This window comes from Kluyvera sp. 1366, from assembly GCF_054823405.1.
On sequence record NZ_JBTRDW010000003.1, the window covers coordinates 163,427 to 187,589 of the forward strand.

Annotated in this window: 16 protein-coding genes; 6 read left to right on the forward strand and 10 right to left on the reverse strand. The window is 55.4% G+C overall.

What is annotated here, in order from left to right; genetic code table 11:
• Position 1: 1 nt before the first annotated feature.
• The gene (locus ACVLVH_RS07560; protein ID WP_192411486.1) at positions 2–727 is read left to right on the forward strand and encodes a 4'-phosphopantetheinyl transferase family protein; all 726 of its coding nucleotides are present in this window, start codon (positions 2–4) and stop codon (positions 725–727) included.
• Positions 728–883: 156 nt separating this feature from the next.
• On the opposite strand, the gene ACVLVH_RS07565 is transcribed toward ACVLVH_RS07560, so the two are convergent.
• The 3 genes from ACVLVH_RS07565 to apbE form a co-directional block, all read right to left on the reverse strand.
• Entirely contained in the window at positions 884–2,536 is a 1,653-nt protein-coding gene (locus ACVLVH_RS07565; RefSeq protein WP_498949136.1) for a multidrug ABC transporter permease/ATP-binding protein, read from the reverse strand.
• Positions 2,537–3,050: 514 nt separating this feature from the next.
• A complete protein-coding gene (alkB, locus tag ACVLVH_RS07570; protein ID WP_192411484.1) occupies positions 3,051–3,692 on the reverse strand; it encodes a DNA oxidative demethylase AlkB in 642 nt (213 codons plus the stop codon).
• A gap of 11 nt (positions 3,693–3,703) precedes the next feature.
• A complete protein-coding gene (gene apbE / locus ACVLVH_RS07575) occupies positions 3,704–4,741 on the reverse strand; it encodes an FAD:protein FMN transferase ApbE (protein WP_498949138.1) in 1,038 nt (345 codons plus the stop codon).
• 402 nt (positions 4,742–5,143) lie between these two features.
• On the opposite strand from apbE, the gene ACVLVH_RS07580 reads away from it, so the two are divergent.
• A complete protein-coding gene (locus tag ACVLVH_RS07580; RefSeq protein ID WP_168197464.1) occupies positions 5,144–5,302 on the forward strand; it encodes a hypothetical protein in 159 nt (52 codons plus the stop codon).
• Between the two features lie 3 nt (positions 5,303–5,305).
• On the opposite strand, the gene ACVLVH_RS07585 is transcribed toward ACVLVH_RS07580, so the two are convergent.
• Complete coding sequence (locus tag ACVLVH_RS07585; RefSeq protein WP_192411482.1) at positions 5,306–5,761, reverse strand: nuclear transport factor 2 family protein; 456 nt, start codon at positions 5,759–5,761, stop codon at positions 5,306–5,308.
• Positions 5,762–5,854: 93 nt separating this feature from the next.
• On the opposite strand from ACVLVH_RS07585, the gene ACVLVH_RS07590 reads away from it, so the two are divergent.
• Entirely contained in the window at positions 5,855–6,418 is a 564-nt protein-coding gene (locus ACVLVH_RS07590; protein ID WP_192411481.1) for a TetR/AcrR family transcriptional regulator, read from the forward strand.
• A gap of 24 nt (positions 6,419–6,442) precedes the next feature.
• Here the strand turns inward: ACVLVH_RS07590 and ompC are convergent, their stop codons facing one another.
• The 4 genes from ompC to ACVLVH_RS07610 form a co-directional block, all read right to left on the reverse strand.
• Positions 6,443–7,567 carry a porin OmpC gene (gene ompC, locus ACVLVH_RS07595; RefSeq protein WP_101763675.1) on the reverse strand — a complete coding sequence of 375 codons (1,125 nt, stop codon included), beginning with the start codon at positions 7,565–7,567 and terminating at the stop codon, positions 6,443–6,445.
• 598 nt (positions 7,568–8,165) lie between these two features.
• Entirely contained in the window at positions 8,166–9,335 is a 1,170-nt protein-coding gene (locus ACVLVH_RS07600; RefSeq protein WP_192411480.1) for a beta-barrel domain-containing protein, read from the reverse strand.
• Positions 9,332–11,464, reverse strand: coding sequence for a type I secretion system permease/ATPase (locus ACVLVH_RS07605; protein ID WP_498949141.1), 2,133 nt, complete (start codon positions 11,462–11,464; stop codon positions 9,332–9,334). Before ACVLVH_RS07605 ends, ACVLVH_RS07600 begins: the two co-directional genes overlap by 4 nt.
• A gap of 72 nt (positions 11,465–11,536) precedes the next feature.
• Positions 11,537–13,321 (reverse strand): Ig-like domain-containing protein, encoded by a 1,785-nt coding sequence (locus ACVLVH_RS07610; RefSeq protein WP_498949143.1) that lies wholly within the window; start codon positions 13,319–13,321, stop codon positions 11,537–11,539.
• Positions 13,322–13,883: 562 nt separating this feature from the next.
• Between ACVLVH_RS07610 and ACVLVH_RS07615 the strand changes: the two genes are divergently transcribed.
• From ACVLVH_RS07615 to rcsB, 3 genes are read left to right on the forward strand one after another with little or no spacing between them, the layout of a single operon-like run.
• Entirely contained in the window at positions 13,884–15,038 is a 1,155-nt protein-coding gene (locus tag ACVLVH_RS07615; protein WP_110866581.1) for an MFS transporter, read from the forward strand.
• Positions 15,039–15,061: 23 nt separating this feature from the next.
• A complete protein-coding gene (gene rcsD / locus ACVLVH_RS07620; protein ID WP_192411954.1) occupies positions 15,062–17,728 on the forward strand; it encodes a phosphotransferase RcsD in 2,667 nt (888 codons plus the stop codon).
• A 1-nt stretch (position 17,729) separates the two neighbouring features.
• The gene (gene rcsB, locus ACVLVH_RS07625) at positions 17,730–18,380 is read left to right on the forward strand and encodes a response regulator transcription factor RcsB (protein ID WP_007889370.1); all 651 of its coding nucleotides are present in this window, start codon (positions 17,730–17,732) and stop codon (positions 18,378–18,380) included.
• A gap of 48 nt (positions 18,381–18,428) precedes the next feature.
• On the opposite strand, the gene rcsC is transcribed toward rcsB, so the two are convergent.
• Positions 18,429–21,284, reverse strand: coding sequence for a two-component system sensor histidine kinase RcsC (gene rcsC / locus ACVLVH_RS07630; protein ID WP_101763669.1), 2,856 nt, complete (start codon positions 21,282–21,284; stop codon positions 18,429–18,431).
• 164 nt (positions 21,285–21,448) lie between these two features.
• Positions 21,449–24,088 (reverse strand): DNA topoisomerase (ATP-hydrolyzing) subunit A, encoded by a 2,640-nt coding sequence (gene gyrA, locus ACVLVH_RS07635; protein ID WP_110866580.1) that lies wholly within the window; start codon positions 24,086–24,088, stop codon positions 21,449–21,451.
• Positions 24,089–24,163: the final 75 nt, after the last annotated feature.

Here is a 24,163-nt window from a genome sequence, read left to right on the forward strand (position 1 = left end):
TATGTTCGCCTCTCAAACGCCGCTTGCCCTGCCCTCTTCCCCGTTTATCCGCGCTGCTGGCATGTCGCTGGATACATTGCCGATCGCCTGGTGCGAATTCGATCAACATCACTGGCATGCTGAATTGCACCAGGCGTGGCAACTGCCGCTGCCCGCGTCGCTACAGAGCGCGGTGACGAAACGCAAAGCCGAGCATCTGGCGAGTCGCTGGCTGGTGCAGCAAAACTTTGCGCACTTCGGTTTACCGCACTTTGTGTTGTGTAATGCGCCCGATCGCTCACCGTTGTGGCCCGCCGGCATTCAGGCGTCGCTGTCGCATACGCACAGCGTTGCGATGATGGCTGCGACGCGCGAGCCACTGTGCGTGGGTGTGGATGTTGAGCAGATTATGGCGGAGGAAACCGCCGATGAAACCGCTGGGATGTTGATGAGCCCGGCGGAAAAACAGCGCCTGCTGGCGCGGCCTATGCCCTTTGCCCAGGCCGCTACACTGCTGTTTTCATTGAAAGAGAGTGTGTACAAAGCGCTGTGGCCGCAATTGCATCAGCCAATGGATTTTCTTCAGGCGGAAGTGCTGGAACTGGACGTGCAGCAAGGCCGTGCAACGCTGCGGTTGTGTCAGGATTTTGATGAGTATTTCACCACCAAAGCGCTGCTGCAGGCGCGTTTTTGGCTGGCTGGAGATCGCGTGATTACGCTGCTGACGCATCCACTCCCGACAAAATAAAAAACCGGCTCAGAAATAAACCTGAGCCGGTGACAACACAAGACGACAGAAAAGTGTTCCAGGGACGCAGAAACGAGGATTTCTGCTGGGAGTGACTTTACTCACTCCGCAACTTCTTGCCCAATAAGGGTTTTTGCTAAGCTTTCCCGGCTGGCGTTAATGGCCGGTATCGGTACGTTGCACCGCATCCAGCGTTGCCATCTCGCGTTCGTTACCGGTTAACTCACTTAGTTGACCTTCGCGCATCTCCAGCAAGCGATCGGCGTGAATAAAGTAGTGATCGTCATGACTAATAGCGAACACCGTTTTACCCGATTCCTGTAACCATGGCAGCAGCTCACGATAGAAGATGCGACGGAAATGCGGATCCTGATCCGCCGCCCATTCGTCGAGCAACAGAATATCGCGCTCTTCGGCGGCTGCCAGCAGCAGCGCCAGACGTTTGCTCTGCCCTTTCGACAGTTGCAGATTGAGCACTCTGTTGCCTTCCAGCTTGAGCTTGTCCTGCATCTTCAGACGCTCCAGCCACTGCTGCACCAGCGCAGGATTGGCTGGCTGCCCTTGATCGCCGATGAGGCGATCAAACAGATGCGCGTCAGTAAACACCGCCGAGAAATGTTTGCGATAAGCATCGAGGTTTTGCCAATCCACCACCTTGCCATCCAGCAGCAAACTGCCCGATTGCGGCTGATAGAGGCCGGTGAGCAGCATCGCCAGCGTCGATTTTCCGCTGCCGTTGCCGCCAATCAGGAACACCAGCTCGCCGCGGCGTAGCGTCAAATTGATCGGCCCAACCCGGAATCCGTGCTCGCCGTAGTGGAAGCAGACGTCGCGCAGCTCCAGCGTTTGCCAGTCGCTGACTTTTGGCAGCGCCTTGAACGTTTCTTCATAGGGCGCCAGTTCAAACCTGTTGAGCTTGCGAAACGCCACCTGCGCGCTGAGCAGCGTCGGCAAGGCGCCGACCGCCGCCAACAGCGGTGTGCGCAGGAACAGCAGCGTCAGCGAATAAGTTGCCGCCACCGCCGTATTTGCCCAGCCCAGCCCGTTCGCCATAAAGAACACGATGCCAATCGCGCCGAGCATCATGATATTCGACCAGTTCACCGCGCTGAGGTGGAAGGTATCGGCGCGCACGATGTGGTGGCGATAGCTTTTGGCATTCTCCTGATAAACGCTGTCGTAAATAAGCTGCGCACGTTCGCGGTTAAGCTGCAGCTCTTTACGCCCTTCGATAATGGTCTGGAAATCGCGATACAGGTCATCTTCGATTTCACGCAGCTTAGCCATGTGCTGATAAACGCGTGATACCAGCAACCAGCCGCCAACCAGCGTCACCAGCAGCCACAGGCAGGTGATCAACAGCATTTTTGGCGAAAGCCAGGCGAGATAAAGCGCCGAACCGAGCGTAATAATGATGCCCTGAATCAGCTCGGGTAAACGCACGAAGGCGATGGTGATGGCGCGCACATCGCTGGTGAGACCGGCCAGCAGTTGGGCATTGCCAATCTGTTCGATGCGCTCCACGCGCGTATCAAGAATCCGTTTGATGAATTCGCCGCGCAGCCGCCAGACAAAGTGATGGCCGAGCATAGTCAGCGCCAGCTGGGAGCCGAGCGTCACCGCCATTAGCAGGAACAGCTGGCCAAGGAAACTCGGCAGCACCGAAATCGAAGTATTCACCGCGACGATCAGCTCATTATTGATATAGGCAATCAAACCAATACCAAGCACGGCGCTTAACAATGTAAGAAGAATGACGCCAATAAAAGGCCAGCGGTACTGGCGAAAAACGACTTGCAGCAATGCCATCAAAGGGTTCCAGCGGTCAATAAAGCAGCCTGCAGTTTAATGTCGCCTTGGCTGATAGCAAGAATAATTCTCATCTCAAATTTGCCTGAGTAAAATGTTTCTCGCCGCTCGTTTGGTAGCGGCGCGATTTATTGCGAAATGCTTGTCAGATAAGAAGGTATTTTGTTTTGAAAATGCATTATCTGTGCGGGCTCTGACACGTCTGCGCCTCTGGCAAATGAGCCCTTTTCAATAATAAGCACTGAAGTTGATGAGCAGGCCGGGGCCGCTTTTGGGCCGGCAATCCGCAGCGCTGAACGAAGCGAGGAAGCCAGGAGAGCCCGCAGGACGCGGGCGAAAGGCGGAGCCGGGACATGGAAGTCCCGTCTCCGCCGGTCCGTCAGGCAGACGAGCGAAGTGAAGGTACCGCGTAAGCGGCGCGAGGACCGCCGGACCAAAAGTGGCACCGGCCAGCGCCTTCATCAATGGCTTAACAACATGCATTCCAAATTAATTGCGCCGAGACGAAAATGCGCTAAAAAGCACGGCGGAAGGTCAGGTTGTAGCGGAACGCGCCTGCCTGCGGATGAATACCAGGTTTGAGCGGCAGAATGCCGTGATAACGCAGGCGCGATGGCCCGCCCCACACCACGATATCGCCATGTTCCAGCAGCACGCGCTGGGTGGCGTCGCCGCGTTCGAAACCGCCGAACTGGAATACCGCAGGCAATCCCAGTGAAACCGACACAATCGGCTGGCGCAGATCCTTCTCATCTTTATCCTGATGCAGCGTCAGTTTTGCGCCGGGTTCATAGCGGTTAATCAGGCAGGCATCCGGATTGAAACCAGCAAAGCCCGCTTCGCGCGCAGTTTGCTGCGCCAGCTCGCGGAACAGCGCGGGCATCGGCGGCCAATGGTGTCCGCTGTTGCTGTCTTGCTCGGTATATTGATAGCCGCGCGAATCGGTGGACCAGCCAAAATCACCACAGTTGGTCATCGCCACCGACATGCGATGGCCACCGGGCGTGATGCGATGGGCAAAGGGATTTTTCGCGGCGATATCGTGAATCGCCGCCAGCAGCGCGTCGGCCTGTTCGCGGGCACGACGTCGCAGAATCACCGCGCCATCCGCTAGCGGTTCCTGCCACGGCGCTTCGTCACTAAATAAATCCAGCATGTGCGCTTCCTTTATTGAGATGCCTGATCGATGAGGAAGGTTTTAAACTGCGGCGACATCCAGTGAGTAAAACCGTCGCCCTGCTTGCTGATCAAATAGACCGCCAGATGCTCTTTCACCGCTAACGCTTTAGCGCGTTCGCTGCCGAGCACCATCAAACCGGTATCCCAGCCATCCGCTTCCAGCGCGGTGGTGGCTATCACCGTTGCCGACACCAGCTTGTGCTCAATCGGTCTTCCGGTAGTCGGATCGATGACGTGCGAAATGCGTTTGCCATCCAGTTCATAATAGTTGCGATAGCTGCCGGAGGTGCTAATGCCGTGTCCTTGCAGATCGACGCGCGCTTCCACCGCGTTTTCGCGATCGGTGGGTTTCTGGATCGCCACGCGCCACGGCTGCAGATTAGCATTGACGCCACGGCTCAATACTGCGCCGCCCACTGAAACCAGATAATCAGTGATGCCTTGCTGCTCCATCAGACGCGCCAGATGATCGGTGGCATAGCCTTCGCCCATGGTGGAGAGATCGACATACAGGCCGGGCAGATCTTTCTGCAGCCATTGACCGTCCACGCCCTGAATCACGCGCAGATGCTGCAAACCGGTCAGCGCTTTAGCGGCGGCGATTTCTGCCTCGCTGGGGGTATGCGCCGGTTGCTTCGTCGGGCCAAAACCCCACAGATTGACCAGCGGGCCCACGGTGATATCCATCGCACCCGACGTTTTATGCCCGATTCGCAGCGCTTCAGTAACGATGTCCGCCATGTCAGCGCTTACCGGCTGCGGTGCGTTGCCTTGATACTGATTAAAGTGCGACAGCACCGAATCGCTTTTCCACGTCGAGAGTTCGCCGTCATCGCGATCCAGCTGTTGCTGGATCAACTGTTGCAACGCCGCTTTACGCTGCGGATCAACGCCGGCGACGCTGACGCGCCACACGGTGCCCATGGTTTTGCCTTCCAGTACCATCGCAGGTTTGCTGCTGTTTTTTTCGCAACCGCTGAGACCTAATGCCAGCAGGCTAATTAGCAGAATGTTCTGAAAACGCATCAATTCCTCATCTGTAACCCATTACTACAGCCAATTACAAAGCATAACTCGCTTGTAAAGCAGTCTAAAGCTGCTTGATGTTCGATAAACGCTGACACAGGATAACCGGTTCCTGCAACGTTATGCCTACAGGAGCATCAGATGATTTATATGATTATTGCCGTAACCGCCGGGCTGTTTATTTATGGCAGTTTCAAATGTTGGCAGACTTACCGCCATCGCCTGATTCAGCACTATCCTGCACGCCGACGTTAAATTATTGCACCAGAAAATCACCCTTCTGCACCGCTTCAGCGCTGGCGCAGTGTAGCAAAGTCGCTACAAGCCGCGTGGCGCGGAGAGCGGTGCGCTGGCATGAATGCTGCATTGTTGAAGATGAGTTGAACTTCAGCGAGGTGCAGAATGGAAAATAGCAAAACACAAAACAGTAAATGGCAGCACTGGCTGAGCTTCTCGGCCTTTACGCTGGCGGGTGTCGCGATGGAAGGCAGCCTGAGCGCCATCACCAACCCGCCGCCGCAACCGGCACCCAAAGCCAAAAAATGGCGCGGTATGCAATAATCGCTACAGTCCCAACTCACTTAGGCCCGGATGATCGTCCGGGCGCGTGCCGGCTGGCCAGTAGAACAGACGCTGATCTGCGCTGATCGGCAGATCATTGATGCAGGCGAATCGCTGAATCATCAAACCATCGGCACCAAAGTGCCAGTTCTCATTGCCATAGCTGCGAAACCAGTTACCGCTGTCATCATGCCATTCATAGGCAAAGCGTACCGCCAGCTTATCTTCATGCCACGCCCATAGCTCTTTGATCAGTCGATAATCCAACTCTTTTATCCACTTACGTTGCAGGAAAGTCACGACTTCTGCGCGTCCATTGACGAATTCACTGCGATTGCGCCAGCGCGTATCTTCGCTGTACACCCGCGAAACACGCTGCGCATCGCAGCTGTTCCAGGCATCTTCCGCCATGCGGACTTTCTGTAACGCGGTTTGTTGATTGAACGGTGGCACCAGCATGTTATTTCTCCCTATTATGTAGACAGGTCTGTCTACTTGATTCATCCTGCCGTATGTAGACAATTCTGTCTACATACAAACGCAGGAATTTTTATGCTTGAGCCTCTGATCTTTGATGCCACCGCCTCCGCGCGCGATCGTATCTTGCTATGCGCGCAGCAGCTGTTTTACCAACAAGGCATTCGCGCCACCGGCGTGGATAAGGTGATTGCGCAAGCGGGCGTGACCAAAGTGACTTTCTATCGTCACTTTCCGGCGAAGAATGCGCTGGTGCTGGCGTTTTTACAGCAGCGCCATCAGCGCTGGATGCTGGCGTTTCGCCATGCGCTGAATCCACATGCGGCATTGATCGATGCGCTGCCCGCGGCGTTACTGAGCTGGTTCAGGGATGACGATTATCGCGGCTGTGCGTTTATCAATACCGCTGCGGAGCTGGGCGACACGTTAGCAGAAGCCAGCGAACTGATTCGTCAACATAAGCGTGAGATGGCGCAGGCGATCAGCGACAAGTTGATGCCCGATCAGCAGGTCAAAACGGCGCAGATTGTGTTGCTGGTTGAGGGCGCGATTGTGCAGGTACAGATTGGCGAGGAGGCGGAACGGGTGGTCGACGTGCTGCGTGCCGCGCTGGATGCGCTGCTGAAAACGGGAGCGTGACCGGCAAGTCACGCTCCATCACCCTTAGAACTGGTAAACCAAGCCCAGTGCTACGACGTCATCGGTATTGATACCGGCTGCGTCGGTGAAGTTGTTGTCGTCCAGCAGGTTGATCTGGTAATCAACGTAGGTCGACATGTTTTTGTTGAAGTAGTAAGTTGCGCCTACATCAATGTATTTCTTCAGGTTCTGGCTGCCGTAACCTTCGATGTCAGAGCCGCGAGAAGAGACAAACGCCAGAGATGGACGCAGGCCGAAGTCGAACTGGTACTGTGCCACCAATTCCCAGTTATCCGCTTTGTTGGCGTAACCGTAAACGGTGCCGCTATCGCTGGCGCCGAAACGCGTCGCGTTGTATGAACGGCTGTACATTGCGGCCAGGTAAACATTGTTAGCGTCATACTTCAGCGCACCGCTGTAAGCTTCGGCTTTATCACCGCGACCCAGGATGTTGGCGGTACGTGGATTGTTACCGTTCTGGTTATTGGTACGGTCAGACTGGAACATCGCTGCACCAATACCGAAACCTGAACCCAGATCGTAAGTGGTGCTCAGGCCGTAGCCGTCACCGTTCTCGCCCAACACATCACGACCAGAGCCAGTAGATTCGGTTGGGTTATCGTTTTTGCCTTGATACTGAACCGCGAAGTTCCAGCCATCGACTAAACCGAAGAAGTTGGTATTACGATAGGTTGCGAGGCCGTTGCTGCGCTGGAACAGGAAGTTGTCCGCGCCGTAGGTATCGCCACCGAACTCTGGCAGAACGTCAGTCCATGCGCCGAGATCGTACATCACGCCGTAGTTACGGCCGTAATCGAATGAACCCGCATCACCAAATTTCAGACCGGCAAAACCAACACGCGTATAGCTGTTCGCGGTGCCTTCGCTTTCTGCGGTGTTCAGTGCAGCCTGGTATTCCCACTGGCCGTAACCGGTCAGCTGATCGGTCACCTGAGTTTCACCTTTGAAGCCAAAACGCAGGTAAGACTGGTCACCGTCTGAGCCAGAGTTATCAGAGAAATAATGCAGACCGTCCACTTTGCCGTAGAGGTCTAATTTGTTGCCATCTTTATTGTAAATTTCAGCTGCGCTTGCTGATCCTGCCACCAGCAATGCAGGAATCATCAGGGAGAGAACGCGACGTTTCATTTTTATTACCCTCTTTAATGTGCCTTTATTTTTGCCACTGCGAACTGAATGATTAAAAATTCAGCCGGCAAGCCATTGTTATTTTATGTTGGGCAATAATCTATCACGAAAATGCTACTAAATTTCCAAAACTGTTTCAGTGTATTAAATAGTTATTTCAGGATGTAAATTCAGGGGAACTAATAACCAGCACAAATAGGTAAAAAATATAGCACTTTTTGACAACACATATTTTAATTGTTTAAAAACATCAAATTACATGAGTTACATTTCCGCACTGAATGACAAAACTCAAACCCATCCAGAGCATACAATTATCTCCGCTATCATCATTTATTTCATTATTACCTTCATTCGCCCCGAATGTTTTGATTTACCCTAATTTCCCGCCGGACCAGATGGTCCGGCATTTTTTTGCCCGCAATTCAGACATCGCCTTATATTGCGTAAAGTTAATTACACGGGTTAAATTAACCACAATAACTGCCGCGCATTATTTGTCTCTTTTCGCACATTTTGTTCAATTCATAGCCTTAAATCGGCAATGTTAATTTCGGCACGTAACAAAGATCGCTGCAATAATAGCCGGTGCATATTGTTAACGCTCACGCAGTGATTCCCTGGCTTTATTCAGCGGCTTAAGCAAATAATCCATCACGGTTTTCTGACCGGTTTTAATCTCAACATTCGCCACCATGCCGGGCATGATGGCGAATCTGCGTCCGCTTTTATTGGTCAGCTCGGCTTTTTGCGTGCGCACATAGACGCGATAGTAAAACTCGTCGTGCCGCACCTCGTCCTGCAGCGTATCAGGCGAAACGGTTTCGACTTCCCCGTGCAGATCGCCATAAATCGACGCGTCGTAGGCGGTGATCTTCACCACCGCGGGTAAACCCGGCCGGATATAGCCGATATCGCGTGGATTGATGCGCGTCTCAATCAGCAGTTGATCCTCCAGCGGCACAATCTCCATCAGCTTGCCACCCGGCTCCAGCACCCCGCCCACGGTGGTGACGCGCACATCCTTCACAATGCCGCGCACCGGCGAAATCAGCGTAGTGCGCGTCAGCAGATCCTGCTTCCCTGCCGCCACCTGCAGCTGCGCATCCAGCTCACCGTTGTTCTTCACCTGCTCTTCATGGGCGCGCACGTAATAATCGTTGCGCGCTTCGTCGATTTTGCCGCGCAGATCGCTAACCTGGCGACGCAGGCGAATCACATCCACCTTACCCGCCGCGCCGCGCAGCATCAGCGGCTCCGTCACGTTGAGTTCTGCCTGCACCAGCGCAAGGGATTGCTGCAAATTGCCGATGGTCTCGACAAAATTCTGCCGCCGCGCCTGATAGAGCTGCGTTTCGCGCGCCACCAGTTCGGGATGTTGCAGGATATCGGCGCTGAACTTCAGCGGCGTGTCGCTGAGCTCGGCCTGTAAACGTTCAGAGGAGGCACGCAGCGTGCGCACCCGCGCAATCGCTTCACCAAAGTTGGTTTGAAAGCGCGTGGGATCGAGTGTTGCCAGCACCTCGCCGCGCTGCACAATATTGCCTTCGTGCACATTGAGCTGTTTGACGATGCCGCCATCAAGGCTATCAATGATCTGCGCGCGGCTGGAAGGCGTGACTTTGCCGATGCCGACCGTGACTTCGTCCAGCACCGCAAAGTACGCCCACAGCAGAAATAGCAGCAGCGCCACCACGCACAGCCAGATGATCGCCGAGGTGCGACGCTCACGCCGCGTCAGATCTTTATCCAACAGCACCACGCTCATGCCGCATCTCCTTTTTTACTGGCGGCGTGACGCAGAATCTCGTCGCGCGCGCCATCGGCCACGATGCGGCCGTTATCCATCACGATAATGCGATCAACCATGCGCAGCAGCGCGGGACGATGCGTGACCAGTACCAGCGTGCGCCCGGTGACCCATTGCGCCAGCTGACGAATCACCTGCGCTTCCAGCTGTTCATCCATCGCCGCGGTCGGTTCGTCCAGCAAAACCACCTGCGGCTGGCGCAGAATCAACCGGCTGAGCAGCACCATTTGCCGCTGGCCGCCGGACAAGCCGCGTCCGCCTTCATGAATAATGCGATCGAGGCTGGCGGCGTCCTGCTGCACCAAAGCTAACGCGCCGCTAATGCGCAGCGCCTGCAGCATCTCCTGCTCGCTGGCGTGCGGATTACCGAGCAGCAGGTTCTGGCGCAGCGTGCCGAAAAACAGCCGCGCATCCTGCGACAGCCAGCCAAGCTGACGCCGCAGATCGACCGGATCGATGCAGGTGAGATCGACGCCGTCCACCAGCACTTTGCCCTGGCTGGCGCGCGCCTGACCGGCCAGCATCTTCAGCAGCGTCGATTTGCCCGCGCCGACTTTACCGAGAATCGCCACGCGTTCGCCGGGCGCGATCTGCAACTGCGGAATGTTGAGCACGCTATTACCGCTCTCCTCTTCGTAGCGGTAATGTACATTTTGCAGCAGATAGTGGCCGCTGAGCACCGGACAGTGCGCCAGCGTGGCGTGATCGGGTTGGTCGAGCGGCTTCTTTAACAGTTCATCCAGCCCTTTCATCGCCGATTTCGCGTGCTGCCAGCGCGAAAACACCATGGTGAGCTGCATCAGCGGCGCGATGGTGCGTGATGAGAGCAAGCTGCACGCCACCAGCGTGCCGGTGGTGATCTGATTGTCGAGCACCAGATAGACGCCGAACACCAACATGCCGGCATAGGTGAGCTGCTGCACGCTAGCCGACCAACCGGTGAGGCGCGCGCCCCATAAACGTTGCTGATTACTGATGGCCGCGCTAACTTCGTGCGTTTGCTCCCACTGGCGCTGAAAATAGGGTTCCGCTTGCAGCGCTTTGATATCCTCTACACCTTCTAAGGTTTCCACCAGCACCGCCTGACGCAGCGCGCTTTCCCGCAACCCTTCCTGCGCCAGCCGCGCCATCGGGATCTGCACCAGTAAGCCAGGAATGACGATCAGCGGGATTGCCAGTAACGGAATCAGCACCAGCCAGCCGCCAATCGACGCCATGATCAGCAGAAACAGCAGCACAAACGGCAGGTCGGCGGCGGCATTCACCGTGGTGGACGTCAGCAGCTCGCGGACCTGATCAATTTCACGCAGTTGGGCAATAAAGGAGCCGGTGGAACGCGGACGCGCTTCGTTGCGGATGTTCATCGCCCGCGCAAACAGCATGGCGGATATTTTCAGGTCGATGCGTTTGCCCATCAGGTCAGAAACCTGGGTGCGCATCAGACGAATCAGATACTCAATGGCGGCCGCCAGCACCACGCCGGCGAACAGCACCCACAACGTTGGCAGCGACTGCGCCGGAATCACCCGATCGTACACCTGCATGGAAAACAGAATGCCCGCCAGCGCCAGCACGTTGCCGACCAGCGAGGCCAGGCTGATTTCCGCGATGCGCCGCTTCATGCCACGAAAGTCATGCCAGAACCAGTGCGGCTGATAAGGCTGCACAAACTCATCGATGCGCGCATCACGCGCCCGCGCCGCCACACCAACGACGCCAACCTGTATGTCGGCCTGCATGAGCAAATCCTGCAGCTGACCTGCGCGCACCACATCGCCACTTTCACTCAGCCAGTAACGCACGCCACCGTTGCTATCCACCTCTTCTATCAACGCCACGCTGCCGTTTTCCAGCAGCAGCAATACCGGCACAATTTCCTGCCGCCAGCGCAGTTTGCTGTGCGGCACCAACATCAAATGCAGGCCTAACAGCCGGGCTAAACGTTCTAACTGTTGCGTCGGGGCCAGATGTTGAAACCAGCGCATCTGCTGGCGCAGCGTGCTGCCGTCCGCCGGTTTACCGAAGCGTGCCGCCACGCGCAGCATCGCCGCGATGCCGTTGTCGCTGTTGAAGGGTTGTGCTGTCATCCCTGTTGTCCCGTGAGCAATGAGAGTGGGCTGGCAACCGCTAGCCGATGTTGCTAGCGGTTGATGGGCGGATTACGCCAGGCTCTGAACCTGATGTTGCTGCAGATGATCGCCGAGGGTGTAACTGCTATCGCTGGCGTTGTAGTGGCTTTCCGTGGCGCGCGCATCGCTGGGTTGAGCGGCGGCGCTGTCGCCTGCGTCGACCAGTTGCGTATTCAGTGGCTCGCTGCTGACGCTGGCGGCCGCCTCATGGCTATCGATGGTCACCGGCTGCGTCGCCATCGCCACATTGCCTGCTTTGTCCTGCGCGCTGACCTTCATTTGGTAGCTGCCATCATCCAGCGGTGCCAGCTGACCCGCCAAAATGGTCAGCGCCCAGTTGCCGTCGGCTTTAACCGTGGCGGTGTAACTCTGATCGCCCAGCGTCAACGTCACAAGGCTGCCCTGATCGAGATGGCTACTGCTGCCCTGAATCAGATGCCAGCTATTCAGCTCCGCCGCATCCAGCACCCCGTCGCCAAACGGTTGATTCAGCGTAATGGTCGGCACCTGATGCGTGGCAACGTTGAACAGGTTCTCAATAATCTGCGTGTCGTGGTTGCCGTACTCATCCCAGCGCGTGGCCAGCGCCGACACTTCGCCATCCGGCAGCGCCTGCAGATCTTCGGCGCTGATGGTGACCATGCCGTTGACCGGCGTGTAGTTTTTGCCGTTGAGCGTCAGCTCCTTCACGCCTTCGAGATAGAAACTGAGATCGTGCTGCGCTTCCTGCTGATTCAGCGTGGTATCGCCGCCAATATTGATTTCGTAATAGATGTCTGGCAGTTGGGTAACCACGTTCAGTTCCAGCATTGCGTCGGTGCTGTTGCCAGCGCCATCCTGCGCATACACCCGGATTTCGCCCAATGAAATAAAGCTCGCCACTTCACTGGCCGGAATCGTTACCTGCCAGTGACCGTCGCTGCCAATCTGCGCGTGATAGACCGCATCTCCACTGCACAGCAACAGCTGCTGGCCCGGTACCACCACCGAGAGATCGCCGCTAAAGGTGAGATCGTTTTGGCTCTCTTCTTTATTGATCACGTTGTCTACTGTGACCTTATCGAAGCTGATGTGCGGCAGGCTGCTAACGTGGGTAATTAAGGTGACATCCTGCAGATAAGCGGTGGTTTTGCCGTTAGGATCGGTAGCGCTGACTTTCAGGCTGTAGACGCCATCCTGTAACGCCTGAAGATCCTGTGAAGGAATAGCGGCGGTCCATTCGCCTTTATCGTTAACGCCGCCAGAGTATTTTTTCCCGGCTAAAATCACCGTGATATGGCTGTTCGCCGGCATGTGCGTAACACTGCCGTGCACCTCCACGCCGTAAATGCCTTCTGCCACGCTGACCGCGTTATCACCGCTGATCGGATCCAACGTCAGCGTAGGCTTGATGGTTTTATCTACGTAAACCCCAAAGCCCACCTGCGTATCGGTGCTATTACCGGCTTTGTCGGTGAGGGTTAGCGTCAGCGAATAAGCACCGTCGGACAATCCGTTGAGCACCGACGGCGGCATCGAAGCATTCCAGTAACCCCATTTATTTACCGTGCTGTGCCAGACTTCGCCGTTAAAGGTCAGCGTTACGGTGGCGCCTGGCTCAGATTCGGCGCGACCTCGCAGGTGAATATTCCTGCCGGATTCCCATGCGGCAATCACGCCATCTTGTGCAATAGGTTCATAAGGACGTAACGGCGCGGGCGGCGTAGTATCCACGCTGCGCGTTTGCAAAGATGATGTGTCGTCTGCCAGCGGATAAAGAGTGACCGCAGAGTGCAGAATCGCCGCTAATTGTTGTTCGGATTGACGTGAAGACATAGGTAACCTCGTTACAGGGAAGGTATTGCAACGGTCATTAAGCTTATTAATGTTTTAAGCGTACCGGTGCGCCATACAGGCCATTAATCAATGGCCCGCTTCGCCTGATGAAAACGGGTTACCCGCAGGTAACAAGGACTAAAATAAGGCACAGCAAAATTCTCCCAAAGGGGGAGAAATAATCTCGATCTCGCTATATTCCGCATCGGGAGCTGATGGGATGACTAACATATCGGTTTTACGTGGTCGCTGCCTATTGGCGAAAATCCGGAAATGCATGCTTTGCGACAGCGCCAAAAAATTGACGTCCAGGCCGCATGTGGCGCGGAATCTTTCATCAGTATACTGCATCATTCGGCAGAAAAAATTTTACTTAAGTCACTCCAGTAATCATTGGCACATGCCAGGAAAGTTCTGGAAAAGCGCAGCGATGCGTAAAAAATCGGTAATATGCCTGTTTCTGGCGTTTAATCGCTGCCATCTGATAGGGTCTGATGCGCGGTGTGACATGCGCTTTGATGCTAAACTTCGTCGCTTCACCCGCTAATGAAAACTACTCTTTATGACAGCACTGGACGCCGCGCCGCAAAATAAATTGCATCACCGTGTCAACCTCGGGACACGTATCGTTTTCCTTATCGCTGGATTGGGCATGTCCGCATGGGCACCGCTGGTGCCGTTCGCCAGCCAGCGTCTGGCATTGAGCGGCGCATCATTGGGCGGTTTGCTGCTGTGTTTGGGAATTGGCTCGCTGGCGGCGATGCCGATTACCGGCGGTTTGATTGCGCGCTTCGGTGGTCGTCGGGTGATGTTGTGCTCCACGCTGGTGGTGCTGGCGATGTTACCGCTGCTGGCAACGCTTGATGTGATGTGGCTGATGGCCGCCACTTTAATGGTGTTTGGTGCCGGACTCGGCATGCTGGATGTCGCGATGAACGTGCAGGCGGTCGAAGTGGAAAAAGCCGCACGCAAGCCGATGATGTCCGGTTTCCACGGCTTCTTTAGCCTCGGCGGGATTATCGGCGCCGGTTCCGTCAGCCTGTTACTCGGCAGCGGCCTGACGCCGTTACAAGCCGTAGGCGCGGTGATGGTGCTGATTGTGCTGCTGCTGGTGTGGAGCCTGCCGACGCTGATGACCGAACGCCTGCATCAGCCCGATCAGCCGTGGCTGGTTATTCCGCGCGGTTGGGTGGCATTCCTCGGTTTACTCTGCTTTATTCTGTTTCTTGCCGAAGGTGCGGTGCTGGATTGGGGCGCGCTGTTGCTGCTGCAAAGCCCGGAGATGAGCCCGGCGCACGCTGGTTTAGGTTATGCGGTGTTCTCGGTGGCAATGACCATTGGTCGTCTGACCGGCGATAAAGTGATTCAGCGCTTCGGACGTTATCCGGTGATGTTGACCGGTGCGTTAGCCGCTGCCGCAGGCATGACGCTGGCGGTGTTGCTGCCGTGGCCGCAAATTGCGCTGCTGGCTTTCCTGCTGGTGGGTTTTGGCCTCGCCAATACGGTGCCGATGTTGTTCAATGCTGCCGGGAATCAACACGATATGCCGTCGAATCTGGCGATTTCGGCCATGACAACGTTAGGCTATGCAGGTATTCTTTCAGGTCCGGCTTTAATCGGATTAATTTCCCAGTGGATCAGCCTGAGTGGTGCATTTTTGCTTATCGCTCTGCTGCTGCTGGCCGTCGCTGCCAGTGCCCGACGGGTTGCGCGCTAATTCCATGATCCTGAGACACTATGCTGCCTTATAAATTTCCACTGACATCCGGCAATGTAACGCGCTTTTTCGTGGTGTTTAACCTGGTGCTTTTTCTGGCGCTGGGCGCGATGGTGCACAACAGCGTGAATGCCTGGATGACAGAGAAGCGCTATGCGATGACCGATTTGGCGCGTGCGATGCAGAAACGCATCGATGCGTCGCGCTTCGCTACGTGGCAGATCTATGAGAACCTGGCCACCAGCGCCGCCGGTTCGTCGCCGAACAGTAATCTTCAGGAAACCCGCCTGCGCCCGGATGTCTATTATCTGGAAAAAACCCGCCGCAAAACCGAAGCACTGATTTTCGGTTCGCACGATAGCAGCACGCTGGATATGACCATGCGCATGTCCAACTATCTCGATACGCTGTGGGGCGCGGAAAATCCGACCTGGTCGATGTACTTCCTCAATGGTCAGGATAACAGCCTGATTATGATCTCCACGCTGCCGCTGAAAGACATGGCGACGCGTTACAAAGAGAGTGCGATCAATTCGCTGGTTGATAGCCGCCGCGCCGAGATGCTGCAGCAGGCCAATGCGCTGGATGAGCGCGAAAGCTTCTCGCCGCTGCGTCACTTCGCCTGGCAGAACGATCACTACTTTACCCTGCGCACCACTTTCAATCAGCCGGGCCATTTAGCCACCGTGGTGGCATTTGATTTGCCGGTTAACGATCTGATTCCGCGTAATATGCCGCTGGAGAACTTCCAACTGCGTCAGGACGCGACGCAAACGTCGACCACCACCACCACCACCAGCGACGACACCAGCAGCGAAAGCACGCACGTGGCGCTGGTAAACCCGAATCTGGAGATCGCCGCCTCGCTGCCTAGCACTTCGCTGCAGCTGGTGTATCGCGTGCCGCTCACCAGCCTGGCGCTGGATACGCTGCATAATCTGATGTGGCCGCTGCTGATCAACCTTGTGCTGTTTTTATTGTCGATTGCGGGCATTACGCTGCTGCGTCAGCAATCGCTGCGCCCGAACGAGAATCAGAGCGCCGAGCTGGATTCGCTGCGCATGCTTAACGAAGAGATCGTCGCCAGTTTGCCGGTCGGCTTGCTGGTGTACGACTTCGCCACAAACCGCACGCTGCTCAGCAATAAAATCGCTGAACATCTGTTGCCGCACCTGAATCTGCAGAAAATCATCAATATGTCCGATCAACATCAGGGCGTATTGCAGGCGACCATCAATAACGAAGTGTATGAAATTCGCCACGCGCGCAGCGTGCTGTCGCCGCATACTCAGCTATTTATGATGCGCGATCAGGACCGCGAATTACTGGTGAATAAGAAGTTGCAGAAGGCGCAACAGGTGCTGGATCGTAATCACCAGATGCGCCAGCAGTTAATGCATAACCTCGGTCACGCCCTCAATGGTCCACTGCAAAGCATGGTTAAGCAACTAGTACAACTTAGCCAGCGTGACGATGACGAAAGCGTGCTCGATCTGCTCGACGAGAGCCAGGGTTTGGCGCGCCTGGTGGATGATATCGTGCTGCTTAATCGCCTGGAAGCGCATGACTGGTCGCCTGATGCCAGCGTGTTCAACCTGCAGGATATGCTGGACGAAATCGCGCTGGAAAGCCTGCCGCTGCTGCGTCGTAAAGGTTTAGCGCTGGTGGTGAATAACCATTTAGCCAATGACGAGATGCGTTTTGGCGATCGTCGTGCGCTGCGTAAAGTGCTGACCACGCTGATGCACTATTCGCTGACCACCACGCGCTGGGGCAAGATTTCGCTGGAGATCAAAACCAGTGAAGACAAGCCCAATCAGGTCTTGCTGCAGCTGGTGGATACTGGCTCCGGCTTGAGCGTCGATGAACTGGCGAATGTCGATTTCCCCTATCTCGGCGACACCACGCAAGATCGTTTTGGCCAAGCGTCCGGCATGGCATTTTTCCTCTGTAAGCAGCTGTGCAAACAGATGGGCGGCCAGCTGGAGATCATCGCTAAACCCGATATCGGCACACGCTACAATATTCAGCTGCCGCTGGCGTTAGAGCAGCAAGGCGAGCAGGAAGAGAAACTGCTGGAAGGCGTGACCGCGTTGGTAGATATCGCCGTAGAAGACGTACACAAGATCGTTTGTCGCCACCTCGAAAACTGGGGAGCGAAATGCCTGACCTCGGATGAGCGTTTAACTGGTCAGGATCATGATGTGCTGGTGACCGACGATCCGGCGCGCCTGAACGGCTGGGCGCTGCTGCTGGCCGGTGACGAAATGGGTCATCACGCGTTGAACGATCAGCAATTCCGGGTCAACTTCAATCTCAGTAATGCACTGCTTGATGCGCTGCTGGCCCTGATTGAAAAGCAACTTTCTCATGATTTGTTAGAGGAGAGTCGCGAAGATGAAGAAGCCACGCCGCTAATGAGCGGAGGCTATTTCCAGCTGTTTACCGAGACAGTACCGCCAGATGTGAAGAGACTGTATACTGAAGCGGCGGAAAAGGATTATCCCTCGCTTGCTCAGACAGCACATCGCCTGAAAGGCGTGTTTGCCATGCTCAATCTGGGTTCAGGTAAACAGCTTTGTGAAGCGTTAGAACAACACATTAAAGTATGTGACGATTTAACCATTAAAAATACCACCAGTGAAATTGACGCTTACGTCAGCCAACTGCTGCAGCAAGGTAACCAATAAGATGAATAACTTGAACGTAATTATTGCCGATGACCATCCGATCGTTCTGTTCGGTATCCGTAAGTCACTGGAACAGATTGAATGGGTTAACGTTGTAGGTGAGTTTGAAGACTCAACAGCACTGGTAAACAGCTTGCCCAAACTGGATGCTAATGTCCTGATTACCGACCTTTCCATGCCAGGCGAGAAGTACGGTGACGGTATCACCCTGATTAAATACATCAAACGTCACTATCCGGACCTCTCGATTATCGTTCTGACCATGAACAATAACCCAGCGATCCTGAGCGCGGTGTTGGATCTGGATATCGAAGGGATCGTACTGAAGCAAGGCGCACCAACCGATCTGCCAAAAGCACTCGCGGCTCTGCAGAAAGGCAAAAAATATACGCCGGAAAGCGTGGCAAAACTGCTGGAGCGCATCAGCGCCGGTGGTTACGGTGACAAACGTCTGTCGCCGAAAGAGAGTGAAGTACTGCGTCTGTTCGCAGAAGGTTTCCTGGTGACTGAGATCGCTAAGAAACTTAACCGCAGTATCAAAACCATCAGTAGCCAGAAGAAATCAGCCATGATGAAACTGGGCGTGGAAAACGATATCGCGCTGCTGAACTATCTCTCTTCTGTCAGCGCCACTCAGGTCGACAAAGAGTAATACAGATGGGCGGCGTCTTCTGGCACCGCCCATTTTTTAGTATCCGCTTTACGCCTCTACCCTGCCCTTTCTGACGCGTTCCGCATACACCGCCAGCGTGCTTTTCAACACATCCAGCGTGACCGGCTTCGACAAACAGTTATCCATGCCCGCATCCATACAGCGCTGCTTCTCTTCCGCTAGCGCATTTGCCGTGACGCCAATCACCGGGAAAGTATGTCCCAGCTGACGCAGACGTTGCGTCAGGCGATAACCATCCATGTTCGGCATGTTCACGTCGCTCAGCACGATATCGATATGGTTGCGACTCAGCACGTTCAGCGCATCAACGCCATCCTGCGCGGTTTTGGTTTGATAGCCGACGGTGCCGAGCTGTTCTGATAGCAGCATGCGGTTGATCGGATGGTCATCAACAATCAGCACGATAATATCTTCGAAAGTCGCGGCGGCTTTTGGCGCGGTTAACGGCAGCGGCGTGGCGGTTTGGCTATTAATGTTGATGCGGTAGATGCGGCCCAGCAGCTGCGGCAGATCGTGGAGCATCGCGCTGCTCTGAATCCATTGCCCCGGCGCGGTTTCGTGCGGCATATCGATGTGCTCACCACAGATACGAATATGTGCGCGTCCAGTTTGCGCGGCAGGCTCATCGTGATCGCTGATGATCACATCATCAGCCGCCGCCTGGCCGTGGTAATACGCTGCCTGAATACCCTGCTGTTGCAGCAGACGCAGCAGGAAGCTGGCGAGATACTCATTACGCATATCCAGCCAGATGGCTTTTTCCTGCAAGCCGTCGAGCAGCGGTGGCGCCGCCAGCTGACCGGAATAGATCGGAATACGCACGATAAACTGGCTGCCCATACCCGGTTCGGAATCGACTTCGATGTCGCCGTCCATCATGTTGATCAGCTTTTCGCAGATCGCCAACCCTAAGCCGGTGCCCTGGAAGTTACGCTGCACGCCAGAACCCACCTGGAAGAACGGATCGAACAGGCGCGTTACCTCTTTGGCCGGAATACCGACGCCGGTATCGCGTACGCGGAATGCCAGATAACCCTCTTTGACGTAAGCATGCAGGATGATGCAGCCGGTATGCGTGAATTTAATGGCGTTGTTCAGCAGGTTGGATATCACCTGCTGCAGACGCATGGCGTCGCCATCCATAATCAGGGGCACATCGTTTTCAATAAACACATACAGCGCCAGGCGCTTACGCACCACCAGCGAGAGATAGTTGCTGGCAATGTGATTGACCACTTCACGCGGCGAGAACGGATGCGGTTCAATTTTCAGCTGTTCGGATTCAATCTTCGAGAAGTCGAGGATGTCGCTGATGATCTTCAGCAGCAGGCTCGACGAGTTGTTCATCGCCGTCACCAGTGAATCGACGCCTTTCGGCAGCACTTTGGTTTGCAGCAGATCGAGGTTACCGATAATGCCGTACAGCGGCGTGCGCAGTTCATGGCTGACGGTGGCGAGGAACATTGATTTCGACTGGCTGGCTTGCTCGGCCGAGTGCGCCATCTCCTGCAGCGACTGCTCCATACGCACGCGCGCCGAAACATCCACCAGCACGCAAATCGCCACGTTTTCATTACGGTAACGCGAATGCACAAAGCTGATTTGCAGGTTGGTGTTGCTGCCGGTCAGCACATCGACAAAGTTGACCTGCTGACCGCCAATGATTTCATTCAGACGCTGGCGATCTTCCTGCGTCAGCAGCGTCAGATAGTTATGCGCCAGTTCGTTACTCAGAATGTTGGTGCCGTCGCTGGTGCGCAGGATACAGATGCCGACCGGCGCCGAGGCGACAATCTTGCGGTTGAACTGCTCGTGCTCCTCCAGCCGATGCGCATTCTCCTCGGCCGGCAGGAACATGCGGCGCTCAAAAATCCACGCCAGCGTGAACAAAATCACCGCGGTTAAGATATTGAGTAGCAGCGCGTTGATCAGCATCAGCTTGAGCTGATCGGTTAACACGTCGGTGGAAAGCGACCACACCACATTGAGATTCGACGGCGGCAGCGGCTTTTTCAGCACCAGCTGGCGATAGCTGTCGAGATAGCCGAACCAGGTGCTGTTATCCGGCAGATCGTCGAGCGAGTAGCCCGGCCCGCCGCGACGCGAACTGATCAGCGGACGGTAGTTTTCATCGGTGATGGTGGCCACCAGCGGCAAACCGCCCGGCTGAATAAACTCATCAAGGCGAATATTCTGCTCCACGCCCAGCAGCGCCTGCAGCTTGTTCGCCACATATACCGGCATCACCATATAGAAGTTGCCGACGCCCGGCTGCGCGCTGCTGGTGATCCAATACATCGGCTGACGGCGCTCTTCTTCATTGCCGTTGCGATAATGCAGCACGCGTTCGCGCAGCGCTTTCAGGCTACGTTCACGATCGACCGAATTGTTGCTGCCGATGGTGAAATCAGCCAGACACTGATTCTCTCCGCCGATGAAGAACACGCGGTTCAATTCATACGCCGAGGCAAAATTGCTTTTCCAGTAATTGATGTAGTAGCTGAGCGAGTCCAGCGAGTTACGCCAGGTATTGCTCATTGACGTGCAGTCGCCATCGGAAAACAGCGGCGTGAACTGCGGCAGCGCACCTTTGCCCGGCGGCAAACCGTTGAGCACATCCAGACCATTAGCGCTACTGCTCAGGCGATTTTCGGTGATGTATTTCAGCTCGCGCATCACGTCCGCCGAATGGCGCACGTACCACTCAGCCTGACCATAATTGGCGGCAAACTCCTGACGCACCGCGTTCTCTTTCTCATGCAGCACGTTGATGATGTAGAAAGTGGTCAGCAGCGCACCCAGCGCCCAGAGCAGCAACGCCAGCGCACGAAACAGATAGCGCGAAATTCGAAGCGTAGTGCGAAAGGAGACAAGATATTTCAAAAGAGGCTCACTGGCGGTAAGAGGTTATCAGGATGTTGAAAAGCTTCCATACACTAGCTTTATCGGCCCTAAAAAGCCAGCTAGCCCGCGCCTTTAGGGGAAAACTCAGATAAAAAAACGGCAGGCCAGTTTCCTGACCTGCCGCTTATTAAAGCCGTTACGAATTACTCTTCGTCGTCAGCTTCTGGTGCTTCGTCGTCGCTGTCCACTTCCGGCGCGATATCCTCCTCGCCTTCCGCTACGCTACCGTCGATGGCGTCGAGTTCTTCCTCTTCCACCGGCTCCGCAACGCGTTGCAGACCCACCACGTTTTCATCTTCCGCAGTACGGATCAGAATCACGCCCTGAGTATTACGGCCTACCACGCTGACTTCCGATACGCGAGTACGCACCAGCGTACCGGCATCGGTGATCATCATGATCTGATCGCCATCCACCACCTGTACCGCGCCGATAACCGGTCCGTTACGTTCGGTGACTTTAATCGAGATCACGCCCTGGGTCGCACGCGACTTGGTTGGATACTCGCTGTTGGCGGTACGTTTACCGTAACCGTTCTGCGTCACGGTGAGGATCGCGCCCTCTTCGCGTGGCACAATCAGCGACACCACTTTGTCGCTTTCAGCCAGCTTGATACCGCGAACGCCCGAAGCCGAACGGCCCATCGCACGTACCGCCGTTTCAGCGAACCGCACCACTTTACCGGCGGCAGAGAACAGCATCGCTTCGTCGCTACCGTTGGTCAGCGCCACGCCAATCAGCTCGTCATCCTCACGCAGGTTGATGGCGATGATGCCCGCGCTACGCGGACGGCTGAACTCCTGCAGCGCGGTTTTCTTCACGGTACCGCTCGCAGTAGCCATGAAGATGTTGAAGCCTTCGGTGTATTCACGCACCGGCAGAATGGCGGTGATACGTTCGTTGGCTTCCAGCGGCAACAGGTTGACGATGGGACGACCGCGCGCACCACGGCTGGCTTCCGGCAGCTGATAGACCTTCATCCAGTAGAGACGGCCACGGCTGGAGAAGCACAGAATGGTGTCGTGGGTGTTGGCCACCAGCAGACGATCGATAAAGTCTTCTTCTTTAATACGTGCAGCGGATTTGCCTTTACCACCGCGGCGCTGGGCCTCATAGTCGGTCAGCGGTTGGTATTTGACATAACCCTGATGCGACAGCGTCACCACAACGTCTTCCTGATTGATCAGGTCTTCGATGTTGATGTCTGCACTGTTCGCCGTAATTTCAGTACGACGTGCGTCGCCGAACTGATCGCGCATCAGCTCCAGCTCTTCACGGATTACTTCCATCAGGCGCTCAGCGCTTTGCAGGATGTGCAGCAGTTCAGCGATCTGATCCAGCAGCTCTTTGTATTCGTCGAGCAGCTTTTCGTGCTCGAGGCCGGTCAGTTTCTGCAGACGCAGATCCAGAATCGCCTGCGCTTGCTGTTCAGTCAGATAATATTGACCATCGCGAATACCGAACTCGGCTTCCAGCCATTCCGGACGTGCAGCGTCATTACCGGCACGTTCCAGCATCGCGGCAACGTTACCCAGATCCCACGACTGCGCCAGCAGGCCCAGTTTCGCTTCGGCTGGCGTTGGTGCACGACGAATCAGTTCGATGATCGGATCGATGTTAGCCAGCGCAATCGCCAGGCCTTCAAGGATGTGAGCACGATCGCGCGCTTTACGCAGTTCGAAAATGGTACGACGCGTAACCACTTCACGACGGTGACGCACGAAGGCTTCGATGATGCCTTTCAGCGTCATGATCTTCGGCTGGCCCTGATGCAGCGCCACCATGTTGATGCCGAAAGAGACCTGCAGCTGTGTCAGCGAGTAGAGGTTGTTGAGAACCACTTCACCCACCGCATCGCGTTTGATCTCAATGACAACACGCATGCCGTCTTTATCAGATTCGTCACGTAGTGCGCTGATGCCTTCCACGCGCTTCTCTTTCACCAGCTCGGCGATCTTCTCGATCAGACGCGCTTTGTTCACCTGATACGGCAGTTCGTGCACGATGATGGTTTCACGGCCGGTCTTGGCATCAGTTTCCACTTCGCCACGTGCGCGAATGTAAATCTTACCGCGCCCGGTGCGATAGGCTTCTTCGATACCACGACGACCATTGATGAAGGCCGCCGTCGGGAAGTCTGGCCCGGTGATGTGCTCCATCAGACCTTCAACGGTGATGTCTTCATCTTCAATAAACGCCAGACAGCCGTTGATCACTTCCGTCAGGTTGTGCGGTGGAATGTTGGTTGCCATACCAACGGCGATACCGGAAGAACCGTTTACCAGCAGGTTAGGAATTTTAGTTGGCAGGACTTCAGGGATCTGCTCGGTGCCGTCATAGTTCGGCACGAAATCGACGGTTTCCTTTTCCAGGTCAGCCAGCAGCTCCGAAGAGATCTTTGCCATGCGGACTTCGGTATAACGCATCGCTGCGGCGGAGTCGCCGTCGACCGAACCAAAGTTACCCTGACCGTCAACCAGCATGTAGCGCAGGGAGAATGGCTGGGCCATACGCACGATACTTTCGTATACCGCGGAATCGCCGTGCGGGTGATATTTACCGATGACGTCACCGACCACACGGGCGGATTTTTTATAGGGTTTATTCCAGTCGTTGCCCAGTTCGCTCATGGCAAAAAGCACACGGCGGTGTACCGGCTTCAGACCATCACGCACATCGGGTAAGGCTCGGCCAACAATGACCGACATGGCGTAATCGAGGTAGGAGTTTTTCAACTCTTCTTCGATATTGACCGGTGTAATTTCTCTCGCAAGGTCGCTCATGGAGCCGCTATCCCTCTACATAATCCCGGATTTAAAGGTGCGAAAGTATATCACATTGCTTCCCTTCGGTGAACG